The organism is Amycolatopsis sp. NPDC051903 (genome assembly GCF_044452505.1).
Classification (GTDB): Bacteria; Actinomycetota; Actinomycetes; order Mycobacteriales; family Pseudonocardiaceae; genus Amycolatopsis.
In genome coordinates this window covers 1-14,968 of record NZ_JBITBT010000024.1, presented here as the reverse complement: position 1 = coordinate 14,968, position 14,968 = coordinate 1, and the positions used below count along the sequence as shown (strand labels likewise).

The window sequence follows — 14,968 nt, the reverse complement described above, 5'->3', positions numbered from 1 at the left end:
CTCCTAGTGCTCGTCGCGCGGGCGGGCGTCCCACGCCTTGACCAAGGTAGAGAGGTCGCCGGGCAGCCGGTCGGCCAGCCCATCCTCCGGGAGGCCCGCCTTGCCCTTGAGCCACGGACCCAGCGCTTCGATCGTGGCCTCGTCCAGGCCGCGGCGCGACAGGCCCACGACGTTGACGCCGGTCACGCGCGCGGGGTTGCCCACGGCGATCGTGAACGCGCCCACCTCGCGGCGCACGGCCGAGGCCATGCCGACCATCGCACCGGGACCGACCACGACCTTCTGGTGCAGGATCGCGCCCATGCCGAGGTTCGCGCCGTCCCAGATGTGGCAGTGGCCGCCGGTGAGCACGTTGGACGCGATGGTGACGCCCGAGCCGACGAGGCAGTCGTGGGCGATGTGGGAGCCGCGCAGGTAGTAGCCGTCGCTGCCGAGCGTGGTGGTGCGCCAGGTGCCCTGGTGGACGGTGGCGTACTCGCGGATGCGGTTGCGGTCGCCGAGCACCACGCCGTGGCCGTCGTGGTCCGGGTCGCCGGTCGGCGCGGTCTCCCACGCGGCCGGGTGTTCACGGCCGCGGTCCTCGCCCGGTGTGCCGATGGTGACGTGGGGACCGATCCAGTTGCCGGAGCCGATCCTGGTCGGGCCGACGATCACCGTGTACGGTCCGATCACGTTGTCATCACCGAGCTCGACGCCTTCTCCGAGCACTGCCGTGGGGTGGATCCGGTTTGCCACTGGTCGTGATCCGTTCAGCTCACAGCCGCTGTCGGTCACGAGCGGCCTGGGGTCAGGGGCAGGCGGCGGCGCCCGGTAACGTGTGGCCCGCGTTCACGCAGGGCGGCCGGGCGCAGAACCGGCGGCTCACTGTACCGGACGCATCGAAATCGCCTGCCGAGAGAGACTGCCGATGATCCCCATTACCGTGGTCGACGTCCGTGACGCGGAGGACCTCGTAGTCGAGGTGCTGCGATCCGGCGCCATCGCACAGGGGCCGATGGTCAAGCGCTTCGAGGACGCCTTCGCGCACGTCGCGGGCACGAAGCACGCCATCGCCGTGAACAACGGCACCACCGCGTTGGTCGCCTCACTGCAGGCGCTGGACCTGGAGCCGGGTGACGAGGTGATCACCTCGCCGTTCACGTTCGTCGCGACGCTGAACGCCATCCTTGAGGCCGGTGCCACCGTGCGCTTCGCCGACATCCGGCGAGACGACTTCGCGATCGACCCCGACGCCGTCGCCGCCGCGGTCACCGACCGCACCAAGGTGCTCATGCCGGTGCACCTCTACGGCCAGACGGCGGACATGGGCAAGCTCGCCCCGTTCGCCGCCGAGCACGGCCTGCGCATCATCGAGGACTCGGCCCAGGCGGTCGGCGCGTCGTTCGAGGGCCGCGCCGCCGGCTCGTACGGCATCGGCTGCTTCTCGCTGTACGCCACGAAGAACGTGACCACCGCCGAGGGCGGCGTGATCACCACCGACGACGACGCGCTGGCCGACAAGCTGCGCGTGCTGCGCAACCAGGGCATGCGCGCCCGCTACCAGTACGAGCTGGCGGGCCACAACTACCGCATGACCGACCTGCACGCGGCCGTCGGCATCCCGCAGCTGGAGAAGCTCGACCAGCTCACCGCGGCCCGCCAGGCCAACGCGAAGCGGCTCTCGGAGGGGCTGGCCGGCACGCCGGGCCTCGACGTGCCGCAGGTGCTGCCCGGCCGCGAGCACGTGTGGCACCAGTACACCGTGCTGGTCGGCCCGCACGCGATGCTCTCGCGCGACGAACTGGCCGCCCAGCTCACCGAACGCGGCATCGGCAACGGGATCTACTACCCCAAGGTCGTGTTCGACTACGACTGCTACCGCGGCCACCCGCTGATCCCGGGCGCCGACAAGGCGGACTTCCCCGTGGCCTCGGCCGTCGCGGACCAGGCGCTGTCGCTGCCGGTGCACCCGCACCTCACCGACGCGCAGGTCGAGCAGGTCATCGCGACGGTGCGCGAGGTGCTGGGCGCATGAGCCACCGCATCGCACTCATCGGCACGGGCAACATGGGCTCGCTGCACGCGCGCGTGCTGGCGGCCAACGAACGCGTGGACCTGGTGCGCGTCGTCGACCCGCGCGAGGAGGCCGGCCGCGCCGTCGCCGAGCGCTACGAAACCGCTTGGACGCCGGAGATCGGCTCACTGTCCGATGTGGACGCCGTGGTGCTGGCGTCGGCCACGGAGGCGCACTACGACCTGGCGCAGGAGATCCTGGGCCAGGGCAAGGCGATGCTCGTCGAGAAGCCGGTGTGCAACAGCCTCGAGCTGTCGCAGGAGATCGTGGCGCTCTCGGAGCAGAAGGACGTGCCGCTGATGTGCGGCCTGCTCGAGCGCTACAACCCCGCCGTGATGACGGCGCGGGCGCTGGTCAACGAACCGGTGCACCTCATGGCGCGCCGCCACGGCCCGTACGCGCCGCGCATCAAGACGGGCGTCGCGTGGGACCTGCTGGTGCACGACGTCGACCTGGCCATCCAGTTCTTCGGCGGCGCCACGCCCGCACGCGTCACCTCCGGGGCGGGCTACTTCCACCCGCAGTCGGTGGAGGGCGCGGAGGACACCATCGAGACCGTGCTCTCGTTCCCGAGCGGCCTGGCCACCGTGTCGGCTTCCCGGCTGGGCCAGCGCAAGGTCCGCTCGCTCGTCGTGTCCGAATTGGACCGGCTCATCGAGATCGACCTCCTGCGCCGCGACGTCACCATCTACCGCCACGTCTCCCACGACTCGGTCACCCCGGACGGCCTCGGCTACCGCCAGCAGACCGTGATCGAGATCCCCGAACTGGTCACGGCGCGCGAACCGCTGGCCACCCAGCTGGACCGCTTCCTGGACCTCCTGGAGGGCAAGATCGACGCGGCCGTGGAACGGGACCTGATCCTGCCGTCGCACCACGTGGTGGCGCAGGTGCTCACGCAGGCCGCGGCCTGATCACTTCGTGAGTCGGCCGCCGTTCGCGGCGTAGGCGACCAGGGGCGTCAGCTGCGCCGCGGACGGCACTGTCGATTGGTCGAACCAGAAGACGACCACGGACGGGTCCTGGCTCCACCTGGCGACGTGCGCGTCGACCGGCTTGCCGCGGACGGTGCTGGTGATGCGGGCGGCCGGGCCGGAGAAGTAGCCGAACACGGGTACGAAGGCGTCGTTGATCGTCAGGCCGCCGGCGGTGGTGTGGAAGCCGAACGAGCGGTCGGAGCCGCGGACCTCGTTGCTCGCGTACAGCGGCCGCAGGGTCTTGCCGCTCCGGGTCGCGGCCATGATGCCGAAGTGGACGTCGGGCAGGGACGGCTCGGCGAAGTGGTAGGCGTAGAACACGAGCTCGCCCTCGCGCGTCTTGGTGCCGGTGGTGATGACGTCGCCTTCCGGCTGGGTCAGGACCTTCGGCGGCGGCAGGTAGGTCGACGTCGGAGTGGAGCTGGGGGCGGCGCTCGCGGACGCGCTGGGGGCCGCGGCGGCCGGCAGCCGCGTCGGGGCCGGCTCGCCCGTGGTGCGCAGGAAGGCCGCTCCGAACACGATCCCCACGACGGCGGCGACCGCGGCGGTCGCGCCCGCACCCGTGGCGAGGCGGCGCCGGCGGCGGATGCGCTTGCCGTCGGCGATGATGCGGCCCAGGTCGGGCGCGGCGAAGGGCTGGGCGGGCGGTTCGCGCAGCGCGGCCCGCAGCTTGTCGAGGTCGGTCACCGCCCACCCCCTCCGATCAGCGCGTCTTCCGGCCCGGCGTCCACGCGCAGCTTCGCGAGCGCCCGCGAGTTCGTGCTCTTGACGGTACCCACCGACACCCCGAGCTCGTCGGCGACTTCCTGTTCCGGCAGGTCGAAGAAGTGCCGCAGCACCACGACGGTGCGCTCGCGCCCGGTCAGGCGCGCCAGCGCCGCCGACAGCCACTCGCGCTGCGACACGGCGTGGGCGACGTCCTGGCCCGAAGGTCGCTCGGGCAGCTCCTCGGCCGCGTACTCCCGCACGGGGCGGCGCCAGGCGTCGATCACGTGGTTCACGAGGACGGTGCGCGCGTATGCGTAGGCGTCCTTGCGCCGCACCCGCCCCCACGCGGCGTACGTGCGTGCGAACGCGGTCTGCGCGGCGTCCTCAGCCTGGTGACGATCACCTGTGAGCAGGTACGCGGCGTGCGTGAGGCGGTGGGACGAGGCTTCGACGAACTCGACGAACTCATCGTCGCTGCGTGCCACCCGCGTACCCCCGATCTCCACGTCTACGGGACGGCTGGGCGCACGCGAGGTTGCCGCCGCTAGAGCTTTTGCACGCCGTCCCCGGCGAGCGCGTCCAGGTCGAGCACGACCGACGTGCCCGCGACTTCGAGTTCGACGTTGCCGGAGTGCTCGCCGAAGTTCTCGTAGTCGCCGTCGACAAGACGATAGGTGATCATGCTGACCGGCGCGTCGAGATCGACGATCCAGTACTGCTCGATGCCGGCGTCGGCGTATGCGAAGTGCTTGGGAACTCCGAGGTCTCCGGAAGTTCCGCCCAGTCGTCGAGGGTCAGGAGGTGGTGAGGCCACTCGCGGGCACTCATCGAAAACCCTTCACTTTCAGTGACCGGAACAGTCTCCAGTACTACCGTCCGCGTTCACCGGCCACCTCAGTTACCCGCTGAAGTCTCCCGGCGGGGAGCCCCAGCCGCTGGCGTCGTCCGACTGGGCGCGGCGGCGGGCGTTCTCGGCCCGGACGCGCTCCACTTCGGACTGGATGTACTCCTCGTCGTAGCGCTGGAACACGCGCGCGGGGTTGCCGGCCACGAGGGTGCGCGGTGGGACGTCCTTGGCGACCACCGAGTTCGGCTGCACGGTCGCGAAATCGCCGATCGTGACGCCGGGCATGACGACCACCAGGCCGCCGATGAAGCAGCCCTTGCCGATCTTCACGGGTTTGCGTTCGATGAGGTCGCTGCCCGAGTGGTTCTGCAGCGCCATGTTCGCGAGCCAGCTCGAATGCGTGAACACGAGCGTGTTGAGCCCGATGCTGGTGTGCTCGCCGATCTCCAGGCCGCCGCTCGCGTCGAGCGCCGCGCCTTCGCCGATCCAGCAGTGCTCGCCCATGGTGAGGTTCTCGGGGCTGATGATCTTCACGCGCTCACGCACGCGGCACGACTCGGGCAGGCCGTAGAACTTGGCCCGCTCGGCGTCGTTGAGGTACTGCGAGACGAGGTCGTTCAGGATCATCGGCCGCAGGCGGTTGCTGCGGTCGTCATCGAAGAACATCGTTGTCCGCCACCAGTTTCGTGAACACGCGCAGGTGCTCCTCGGCCACGACGTCGAGGCCGAAGTTGGCCCGGACCATGGCGCTCTCCCGCTGCGCGATCCGCTCGCGCAGCTCCGGGTCGTCCAGCAGCGACAGCACGGTCTCCGCCACCGCCTCGGCGTCGTCGGGCCGCACGAGCAGGATGTTCTCGCCGTTGCGCAGCTCGATGCCGGGGTAGTTGTCCTCGGTGACCGACGCGATCGTGGCCGTGCCCGACAGCATCGCCTCGAGCGACGCGGTGCCGCAGCCGCCGTTGAGGTCGTGGGTCACGATGTCGGCCGCCGCGAAGTACGCCGGCACGTCCTGCTTCGGCACCGCGCCCGTCACGGTCAGCGCGTGGGCGACGCCGAGTTCTTCGGCTCGCTTGAGGAACGCGTCGTGGTACACGCGGCCGACCACGACCACGCGCACGTCCGGGTGCCGCTTCAGGATCGGCGGCAGCGCCTCGACCAGCGGCAGCCGGTTGCGCAACGGGATCACGTGGCCGAGCGACACGATCAGCGGCCCGTCGCCCAGCTCCAGCTCGGCGCGCACGTCCTTCGTCACGGGCTTCGCGAAGTTGCCCGTGTCCACGGCGATCGGGAAGTACTCGGAGTTCGCGTCGCTCGTGCCGTAGCGCTCCACGCAGTAGTCCACGCCGAGCTTGTCGAGGATGACGTAGCGCGGCCGGATGTAGTTCAGCACCGGCTTGACCAGTAGCGAGTCGAGGACCCGGAACACGCGCGAGTACAGCTCGTTCTCGCTGATCAGGAGTGTGTGGATGGTCAGCAGCACGGGCAGCTTGCGCCGCCGCGCGTAGAAGCCCGCGAGCCACGACAGGTCGAAGAACTGGCCGTGCAGGTGCACCGCGTCGGGCTTGAACTCGTCGAGCAGCTTGCGCAGCCGCCGCCAGTTGCCCGGCTTCAGCGACGCGAAGCTCATGTCGAAGTCGATCGACAGGCCCAGCTGCGGCATCTTCGCGGCGGGCAGGCGCACGACGCGGTAGCCGTCGCGCTCCTCCACCGCGGGGGCGTCGCCGTAGGCCGCCGTGATGGCGAGGACCTCGTGCCCCGCCGCGGCGTACTCGGCCGCGAGCGAGGCCGACATGTGGGCGCTCCCGCCCACGCGGGGCGGGAAGAAGTTGTTCACCACAGCGATGCGCATGGCGCGTCCTCGAGCCGGCCCCGCCGTGGCACTCACTCGCTGTCCCGCACCAAAGCCCGCATGCCTTCTTCGACGGTGATCGTCGGCTCCCAGCCGAGCACCTCACGAGCGCGCGTGATGTCCGCCGCCCGGCGCGACACGAGCACGTCGCGGTTGTTGAACTGCGGCTGCACGTCGACGCCCACGGCTTCGATGAGGATCTTGGCGAGCGCCGCGACGGACGTGTCGATGCCGGTGCCGATGTTGATCGGCAGGTTGGCCTGCTCCGACTCCAGCGCGGCGACGACCGACCGCGCGAGGTCGGACACGTGCACGAAGTCCATCGACTGGTCGCCGCGGCCGTCGATGATCGGCGGCTGGCCGGCGCGCAGGCGCTGGATGAAGTGGTTGATCACCGAGGTGTAGTAGGCCTCGATCTTCTGGCCCGGGCCGTACACGTTGAAGAAGCGCAGCGCGTTCCAGGACAGACCCTTGGTGCGCTCGTAGAAGCCCAGCAGGTCCTCGCCCGCGCGCTTGGAGATGCAGTACGGCGTGAGCGGGCGCAGCTCGTCGTCCTCGTGCATCGGCAGGCGCTTCGGCTCGCCGTACACCGACGCGGTGGACGCGAACACCAGGCGCTCGACGCCTTCGTCGGCCGCCGCGGCGAACACGTTGTGGTTGCCGGACATGTTGATGTCGATCGACTCGTGCGGGTCGGCGATCGACTTGTTGATCGAGACCGTGGCGAAGTGGATCACGTGCGAGCAGCCGCGGATGGCCTCGCGGACCGCGCCGCCGTAGCGCACGTCCTTTTCGACCAGCTCGACCTTGCCGGTGGCCACGAAGTCGTTCACGCGCTGGCGGTCGCCGCGGGTCATGTTGTCGAAGATGCGGACGGTGTAGCCGCCCTCGAGCAGCAGCGGGATGACGTGGGCCGCGATGAACCCACCGCCACCGGTGAAGAACACCTTCTTCTCGGACATGATCACTCTCTCCTCGGTCGGCGGTGTCTTCGGTCTGCTCGGGTCGGTCAGCTCAAGGTTCGCACGGCGCCGGTCACCGTCGTGACCACCCGGTCGACCTCGGCGTCGGTGAGCTCGGCGTGCATCGGGATCGCCAGCTGGCGGCGGAACGCGTCGGCGGACACGGGCAGCGGCGGCTGCTCGCCGTACACCGGCTGCAGGTGCGAGGCGTACGTGCCGAAGTTGCACTGCACACCCTGCTCGCGGATGCGCAGCGCCAGCGCGTCGCGGCTGACCTCCGGCGCGACCGTGAGCAGGTAGGCCTGCCACGGGTGCTCGCGGTCGGGCAGCTCGACGGGCGCGGTCAGCTCGTCGACGTCGACGAACGCCTCGTGGTAGCGCTTGGCGACCGCGCGACGGGCGGCGAGCAGGTCGGGCAGCCGGTCGAGCTGCACGCCCATGATCGCGGCCTGGATGTCCGACAAGCGGAAGTTCCAGCCCAGCTCGTGGAACTCGGGGATCGGCAAGGTGCCCGAGCCCTCGCGGCTGATGGCGGGCTCGATGCCGTAGGTGTGCAGCTTGCGCGCGTGGGCGATGAGGTCTTCGCGGTTCGACACGAGCGCGCCGCCCTCGCCCGCGGTGATGCCCTTGCGGCCGTGGAAGGAGAACGCGGCGAGGTCCGCGAGGCTGCCGGCGGGGCGCGTCTTGTACGTGGCGCCGGCCGAGCAGGCGGCGTCCTCGAACAGCCACAGGCCGTGCTTGTCGGCGATCGCGCGGTACTCGTCGAAGTCGCCGGGCAGGCCGGCCACGTCGACGGCGAGGATGCCCACCGTGCGCGGCGTGATGAGCGCTTCGACCGCGGCCGGGTCGGCGCTGAAGACGTCGGGGCGGATGTCGGCGAACACGGGCTTCGCGCCGGCCTGCAGCACGGCGTGGCCGGTGGCCGGGAACGTGTAGTCGCCGACGATGACCTCGTCACCCGGCTTGACCCCGAGGACCTTGAGCCCGAGGAACAGCGCGGCGCCGCAACTGCTCGTCGTCAGGGCGTGCGCCGTGCCCGTGACCTGTGCGAACCGCTCTTCGAACCGGCGGCACGCGGGGCCGGCCCCGGCCAGCCAGCCGGATCGGAACACCTCCGCGACCGCTGCCAGTTCCTCCTCGCCGACCGTCGGCCGGCCGAGCAGCACCGGTTGTTCAGTCATCCCCACTCCTGTTGTTCCTCGGACCACGACGCGTTGCGCAGGGTCGCGCCGAAGTGTATATACGCGTTCCGCCGAGCCGGGTTCGGGGACGAAACGTGCCGGTGACGCGCCGGTCGAGCGCTTAGGCTGACCGCATGCGGATCGGGGTGCTGGGGGCGGTCGCGGCGTGGGACGCGGCGGGCGGGGCCGTGGCCGTCGGCGGGCCCCGGGTGCGGGCGCTGTTGGCGCAGCTCGCGCTGGAGGCGGGCCGGTTCGTGCCGGCGGAGCGGCTGATCGACGGCCTGTACGGCGAGCAGCCGCCGGACGGCGCGGCCAACGCACTGCAATCGCAGGTGTCCCGGCTGCGCGGCGCGTTGAAAAACGTGGCGCCGGTCGAGTTCACGGCGGCGGGTTACCGGCTGGTGGTTGAACCAGACGACGTCGACGTGCACCGCTTCGAACGCCTCGCCGGCGACGGGCGGCGCGAACTCGCGGCGGGCGACGCGACGCGCGCGAGCGACCTGCTCACCGAAGCACTGGCGCTGTGGCGCGGTCCGGCGTTCGCCGACGTGACCGAAGCGCCGTTCGCCGCGACGCAGGCGATCCGGCTCGAGGAGCTGCGCGCCGACGCGGCGAGCGACCGGGCCGATGCCGAGATCACGCTGGGCCGGGCGGCCGAGGTGCTCGACGAGCTGCGGGCGGCCGTCGTCGCTTCGCCGCTGCGCGAACGGTCGCGTGCGCAGCTCGTGCGCGCCCTGACCGCGGCGGGCCGGTCGGCGGAGGCGCTGGCGGCGTTCGAGGACGCGCGGCGCACGCTGGCCGACGAACTGGGCGCGGACCCTGGTCCGGACCTCGCAGAAGCGCACCTGGCCGCGTTGCGCAGCGAGCCGGCGGCCGCGGCTTCGCCGTTGCCCGCGCAGCTGACGAGTTTCGTCGGCCGCGACGGCGAGCTGCGCCAGGTCACGGAGCTCCTGCGGCACGCGCGGCTCGTGACGCTGCTGGGGCCGGGCGGCACGGGCAAGACGCGGCTGGCCGTGGAAGTGGCGTCGGCGAAGGCGGGGCCGGCGGCGTTCGTGGAGCTGGCGCCGCACGTCGCGGACGACGTCGGGCAGGCCGTGCTGAGCGCGCTGGGACTGCGGGAGGGTGCTTCGCCGCTGCGCGGCACCGGCGGGCAGGACCCCGTCGAGCGGCTGGTGTCGGCGCTGCGCGACCAGGCGACGCTGCTGGTGCTGGACAACTGCGAGCACGTGATCGACGCGGCGGCCCGGCTGCTCGCGCGGCTGCTGCCCGCGTGCCCCGGGCTGCGCGTGCTGGCGACGAGCCGCGAACCGCTGGGGATCACGGGCGAGCAGCTGGCGCCCGTCCCGCGGCTCGCGGTGCCGCCGCCGGGCACGCCGGCGGCCGATGCGGTGGGTTTCCCCGCCGTGCGGCTGTTCGCCGACCGCGCGGCCGCGAGCGACCCGGCGTTCCGCGTGGACGACGCCACCATCGGCGACGTCCAGCACATCTGCGCCGCCCTCGACGGTTTGCCGCTCGCGCTGGAGCTGGCGGCCGCGCGCGTGCGGACGTTGCCCGTCGGCGAGATCGCCGCCCGCCTCGAGGACCGGTTCCACCTGCTCGCGCGCGGCAGCCGCACGGCGGAGACGCGGCACCGGTCGCTGCGCGGCGTCGTCGAGTGGAGCTGGGAACTGCTGGACGACGACGAACGCCGCCTCGCGCGCCGGCTGACGGTGTTCCCCGGCGGGGCGACGCTGGCGCTCGCCGAGCGCGTGTGCGACGTGCCCGACGCCGTGGACCTCCTGCCGGGCCTGGCGGACAAATCGTTGGTCGAGACCACGGGCGACCGGTACCGCATGCTCGAGACGATCCGGGCGTTCTGCGCGGAGAAGCTCGAGGGCGCCGGGGAAACGCACTCACTGCACCAGGCGCACGCCGTTGAATTCCTGCGCCTGGCCGAAGAAGCGGATCCCCAGCTGCGCACCGCCGACCAGCTGCGCTGGCTCGACCGCCTCGACGCGGAGTACGACAACCTCGTCGCCGCGCTGCGGTGGTCGGCGACCGCGGACCTGCCCACCGCGTTGCGGCTGACGGCCGCGCTGGCGACGTACTGGTGGATGCGCGGGCGGCGGTACGAGGGCGCGATGCTGTCGCTGGAGGTCGTGAAGCACTGCGGCCCGGTCGCGCCCGCCGGGTACGAAGAGCAGTTCCTGATGTGCGTGCTCAACGCGATGTCCGGCGCGCCCGGGCACGAATCGACGCTGCCGTACCAGTCCACTGTGGAGCAGTACACGCGCGACGTGTCGTGGGCGCCCCGGCACCCGACGCTGAACCTGTTGCTGGGCGTGGTGATCGGCCCGCCCGCCGACGAGGAGACGCTGTTCACGCGCAGCCGCCTGATGGCCCACGGCGATCCGTGGACCAGCGCACTGGTGCCGATGGGCACGGGCCTGCGCGCGATGCTGACGGGGGACCTCGACGAGGCCGAAACCGGCCTGCGCGAAGGGGAATCGCGCTACCGCGCACTGGGCGAACGCTGGGGCCTGTCCATGTCGCTCGACCACCTGTCGCAGCTCCTGACCTGGCGCGGCCGGCACGACGAAGCACTGGCGGCCATGACGGAGTCCATGGACCTCATGCAGCAACTCGGCGCCGCCGACGACTACGCCGACCTCCTCTGCCGCCGCGCCGACTCCCGCGCCCTGCGCGGCGACCTCGCGGGCGCGCGCTCGGACTATTCGCGCGTGATCGCACTGGCGCGCCGCTCGGGCATGCCGGAAACCCGCGCGTCCGGCTACGTGGGCCTCGCCGCGCTGGCCCGTCGCGACGGCGACCTCGCCGGCGCCCGCGCGCTCGCCGCCCGCGCACTGACGGAATGCACCGGCGGCTCGTTCTCGGCCGCCGTCGTCCGCGCCTCGGCGACCATCGGGCTCGGCTGGGTCGCCGTTGCGTCGGGCTCACCCGTGGAGGCGCGGGCGCTGCTGCGCCAGGCCGTGGAAACGGCGACGCAGTGGCAGGACAGCACCGTGCTGGCGTCTGCGCTGGAGTGTGTCGCCGGGGCCGCGCTGCTGGAGTCCCACCCGGAGGAAGCCGCTCTCCTGCTGGGCGCGGCGGCCGCGGCGCGCGGCACGGAGGTCGCGGGCCAACCGGACGTCGCCGACGTCGCCGCCCGCGCCCGTACGGCCCTCGGCGCGGGCTTCGACCGCTGCTACACCACGGGCCGGGAGCTGACGGTGCAGAAGGCCCTGACCGCGGCGGGGATCGCGCCGTAGTCCGCTGCCCTGCCCTGACCTACCGTGACCTGCACTGTCAGCCACCGTGCGTGGTTCGTGCGTGGTTCGTCAGCGGGGCGGACCAGGGTCGTCGCCAACGTGACCCACGGAGGCGACCATGACGATCAGCGCGAACCCAGCCGCGAACACGGCGAGATTCAGCCCCGGGCGCAAAGCCGCCATCATCGGCGTGTGCGTGCTGGTGCAGATCCTCACCGCGGTCGACCTGACCGTGCTGCACCTGGCGATCCCGGCGTTGTCGGAGGCGCTCAAGCCGAGCACCACGCAGGCGCTGTGGATCGCCGACGGGTACGGCTTCGCGCTGGCCGGGCTGCTCATCACGGCGGGCAACGTCGGTGACCGGATCGGGCGGAAGAAGCTGCTGCTGGCCGGGGCGGCGGTGTTCGGGCTCGTCTCGGTGGCGACGGCGTACGCGCCGAACGCCGGGACGCTCATCGTGCTGCGGATCGTGCTCGGGGCGAGCGCGGCGACGCTCATGCCGTCGACGCTGTCGATCCTGCGCAACACCTTCACCGGCAAGGAGCGCACAGCCGCGATCGGCGTGTCCAGCGGGTTGACGATCCTCGGTTTCGGCCTCGGGCCGCTCATCGGCGGCGCGCTGCTGAGCCACTTCTGGTGGGGTTCGGTGTTCCTGGTCAACGTGCCGGTGGTCGCGGTGCTGATCGGCGTCGGCCTGTTCGTGCTGCCGGAATCGCGCAACCCCGAGCCCGGACGGCTCGACGGCGTCAGCGTCGTGCTCTCACTCGTCGGCATTCTCGGCGTGGTCTATACCATCAAGGAGATCGCGTACAAAGGCCTGGACCACTGGGACGTGTACGCGGCGGCGGTTGTCGGCGTCGGCTGCCTGCTCGTGTTCGTGCTGCGCCAGCCGCGGTTGCGTGAGCCGCTGATGGACCTGGCCCTGTTCCGCAACCGCGCGTTCTCCGCGACGATCGTCACGACCGTGCTCGCCATGTTCGCGCAGCTGGCGGTGAGCGTGATCTCCACCCAGTACTTCCAGCTCGTCCACGGGTGGTCGCCCCTGAAGTCGGGACTGGCGGGCCTGCCGGGCATGGGCGGCGCGCTGATCGGCGGCACGCTCGGCGCCCTGCTGATCAAGGCGCTCGGGCGCGCCGGCACGGTGACGCTCGGCTGCCTGTCCTCGGCCGCCGGCTTCGCGCTCTACAGCCGGACGGACGTCGGCACCGCCTACCCGTACCTCGTGGTGACGATGGTGGTCTTCGGCATCGGGCTCGCGCTGATCCTCACCGTCGCGACGGACACCGTGCTCGGCGTCGTCCCGAAGCAGCGCGCCGGAGCCGCGTCGGCCATCTCCGAGACAGCCACGGAGCTCGGCGGCGCGCTCGGTATCGCGGTGCTCGGCAGCGTGCTCGGTTCGCTCTACCGCCACGGCTTCGACGGCCTGACCGTGCCCGACCCCGCTCGCGAGACGCTGGCCGGCGCGGTGGAGGTGTCCGCGCAGGTCCCGGGCGGTGCGCAGCTGCTGACCACCGCCAAGCAAGCCTTCATCGACGGCCTCCAGGTGACGATGCTCGGCGCGGCGGGCCTGATGCTGCTGGTGGCGGCGGTGGCCTGGTTCGCCCTGCGCGGGGTGCCGAAGGTGCTGGAGGACGCGGAGTAGGGCCTCGGCAGCCCGGTCGGGAGTGGGCAGGCGTCCACTTCGGACCGGGCTTCGCCAACGGGTCACCGGTTCGGGAAACTGCAGTTCAGGCCACATGGACTACACACTGCTGCGCCGAGGCGCGTAACCTTTCCCCTCGTGCGCAACGTCGTGGTGATCGGTGGGGGAATCGTCGGACTGGCCGTGGCCTGGGAGCTGTCCCAGCGGGGGCAGGACGTCACGGTGCTCGAGAAGGAGAGCCGCTGGGCGGCACACCAGACCGGGCACAACTCGAACGTGGTCCACGCCGGCCTTTACTACAAGCCGGGCTCCTTCAAAGCGCGGATGTCGGTGGCCGGCAACCGGTCCATTGTGGATTTCGCACGACAGTACGGCGTACCCGTGGAAGTGTGCGGGAAGCTCGTCGTGGCCACGCGGGAGTCGGAACTGCCGGCGCTGAACACGCTCGCCGAGCGCGCGGAGGCCAACGGCGTGCCGGCCAAGAAGGTGACGCCGGCCGAAGCGCGCGAGTACGAGCCGGAGGTGTCGTGCGTCGCCGCGCTGCGCGTGGAGTCGACGGGCATCATCGACTTCCCCGCCGTTTGCGCCGCGCTGGTGCGCCTTCTGGACGAAGCCGACGCCGACTTGCGGCTCAACACCCCCGTGCTCGGCATCCGCGCCGCGCGGGGCGGCGGCGTCGAGGTGGCCACCGGCACGGAGGTCCTGCACGCCGACGCGCTCGTCAACTGCGCGGGCCTGCAATCCGACCGCGTCGCCGAGCTGGCGGGGCTGAAGCCGAGCGCGCGCATCGTCCCCTTTCGCGGCGAGTACTACGAGCTCACCCCCGAAGCGCGCCACCTCGTGCGCGGCCTGATCTACCCGGTGCCGGACCCGACGCTGCCGTTCCTGGGCGTTCACCTCACGCGCATGCTCGACGGCAGCGTCCACGCCGGCCCCAACGCGGTGCTCGCGCTGCGGCGCGAGGGCTACCGCTGGGCCGACGTGTCCGCCAAGGACCTCGCCGACGTCGCCCGGTTCCCCGGCGCGTGGCGGCTCGCGCGCAAGTACGCGTACCCGACCGGGCTGGAGGAGGTGCTGCGGTCGTTCTCGAAGAAGCGCTTCGCGACGAGCCTCGCGCGCCTCGTGCCCGCGGTGACCGAGAACGACATCGTGCGCCACGGTTCGGGCGTCCGCGCCCAGGCCCTGCGTCCCGACGGCTCGCTGGTCGACGACTTCCTCATCGAGACCGCCCGCAACCAGGTCCACGTGCTCAACGCCCCCAGCCCGGCGGCGACGAGCGCGCTGGAGATCGCGAAGCACATCGCCGATCAGGTGGCCGCGTAACCCCCGGAAAATTCTCCGGGATCCGGTGAACCGTCCGGCCGTGGGGGGGGGGGGGGGGGGGGGGGGGGGGGGGGCCCGCGCGCGGGGGGGGCGGGCCCGCCCCCCCCCCCCCCCCCGGCGCGCCCGGCGCGCGGTCCCCGGGGGGGCGGGGGGGGGGGGGCGACTGCCGCGCGGCGGG

General features: G+C 71.9%; 13 protein-coding genes. 5 read left to right on the top strand and 8 right to left on the bottom strand.

The genetic code is table 11. The features are described 5' to 3' along the window. Window positions 1-3: 3 nt before the first annotated feature. Window positions 4-735 (bottom strand): UDP-N-acetylglucosamine acyltransferase, encoded by a 732-nt coding sequence (locus ACIA77_RS35050; protein ID WP_395890350.1) that lies wholly within the window; start codon window positions 733-735, stop codon window positions 4-6. Between the two features lie 172 nt (window positions 736-907). On the opposite strand from ACIA77_RS35050, the gene ACIA77_RS35045 reads away from it, so the two are divergent. Further along, window positions 908-2,014 carry a DegT/DnrJ/EryC1/StrS family aminotransferase gene (locus ACIA77_RS35045; protein ID WP_395890349.1) on the top strand — a complete coding sequence of 369 codons (1,107 nt, stop codon included), beginning with the start codon at window positions 908-910 and terminating at the stop codon, window positions 2,012-2,014. Then, a complete protein-coding gene (locus tag ACIA77_RS35040) occupies window positions 2,011-2,967 on the top strand; it encodes a Gfo/Idh/MocA family protein (RefSeq protein ID WP_395890348.1) in 957 nt (318 codons plus the stop codon). Before ACIA77_RS35045 ends, ACIA77_RS35040 begins: the two co-directional genes overlap by 4 nt. On the opposite strand, the gene ACIA77_RS35035 is transcribed toward ACIA77_RS35040, so the two are convergent. The 7 genes from ACIA77_RS35035 to ACIA77_RS35005 form a co-directional block, all read right to left on the bottom strand. Next, window positions 2,968-3,717: a hypothetical protein gene (locus tag ACIA77_RS35035; RefSeq protein WP_395890347.1), complete on the bottom strand. Its 750-nt coding sequence runs from the start codon at window positions 3,715-3,717 to the stop codon at window positions 2,968-2,970. Then, window positions 3,714-4,223 (bottom strand): SigE family RNA polymerase sigma factor, encoded by a 510-nt coding sequence (locus ACIA77_RS35030; RefSeq protein WP_395890346.1) that lies wholly within the window; start codon window positions 4,221-4,223, stop codon window positions 3,714-3,716. Before ACIA77_RS35030 ends, ACIA77_RS35035 begins: the two co-directional genes overlap by 4 nt. Window positions 4,224-4,282: 59 nt before the next feature. Then, entirely contained in the window at window positions 4,283-4,552 is a 270-nt protein-coding gene (locus tag ACIA77_RS35025; protein WP_395890345.1) for a hypothetical protein, read from the bottom strand. Window positions 4,553-4,636: 84 nt separating this feature from the next. Further along, complete coding sequence (locus ACIA77_RS35020) at window positions 4,637-5,251, bottom strand: acyltransferase (RefSeq protein WP_395890344.1); 615 nt, start codon at window positions 5,249-5,251, stop codon at window positions 4,637-4,639. After that, the gene (locus ACIA77_RS35015; protein WP_395890343.1) at window positions 5,238-6,434 is read right to left on the bottom strand and encodes a glycosyltransferase family 4 protein; all 1,197 of its coding nucleotides are present in this window, start codon (window positions 6,432-6,434) and stop codon (window positions 5,238-5,240) included. The genes ACIA77_RS35020 and ACIA77_RS35015 overlap by 14 nt, the downstream gene beginning before the upstream one ends. A 32-nt stretch (window positions 6,435-6,466) precedes the next feature. Further along, the gene (locus ACIA77_RS35010) at window positions 6,467-7,396 is read right to left on the bottom strand and encodes an NAD-dependent epimerase/dehydratase family protein (RefSeq protein ID WP_395890342.1); all 930 of its coding nucleotides are present in this window, start codon (window positions 7,394-7,396) and stop codon (window positions 6,467-6,469) included. A gap of 47 nt (window positions 7,397-7,443) precedes the next feature. Then, window positions 7,444-8,577 carry a DegT/DnrJ/EryC1/StrS family aminotransferase gene (locus ACIA77_RS35005; RefSeq protein WP_395890341.1) on the bottom strand — a complete coding sequence of 378 codons (1,134 nt, stop codon included), beginning with the start codon at window positions 8,575-8,577 and terminating at the stop codon, window positions 7,444-7,446. Window positions 8,578-8,711: 134 nt separating this feature from the next. Between ACIA77_RS35005 and ACIA77_RS35000 the strand changes: the two genes are divergently transcribed. The 3 genes from ACIA77_RS35000 (at window position 8,712) to lhgO (ending at window position 14,790) form a co-directional block, all read left to right on the top strand. Then, complete coding sequence (locus tag ACIA77_RS35000) at window positions 8,712-11,825, top strand: BTAD domain-containing putative transcriptional regulator (RefSeq protein WP_395890340.1); 3,114 nt, start codon at window positions 8,712-8,714, stop codon at window positions 11,823-11,825. Window positions 11,826-11,943: 118 nt separating this feature from the next. Continuing rightward, window positions 11,944-13,467 carry an MFS transporter gene (locus ACIA77_RS34995; protein WP_395890339.1) on the top strand — a complete coding sequence of 508 codons (1,524 nt, stop codon included), beginning with the start codon at window positions 11,944-11,946 and terminating at the stop codon, window positions 13,465-13,467. Window positions 13,468-13,605: 138 nt separating this feature from the next. Next, window positions 13,606-14,790, top strand: coding sequence for an L-2-hydroxyglutarate oxidase (lhgO, locus tag ACIA77_RS34990; protein ID WP_395890338.1), 1,185 nt, complete (start codon window positions 13,606-13,608; stop codon window positions 14,788-14,790). The last annotated feature ends 178 nt before the right edge of the window (window positions 14,791-14,968 follow it).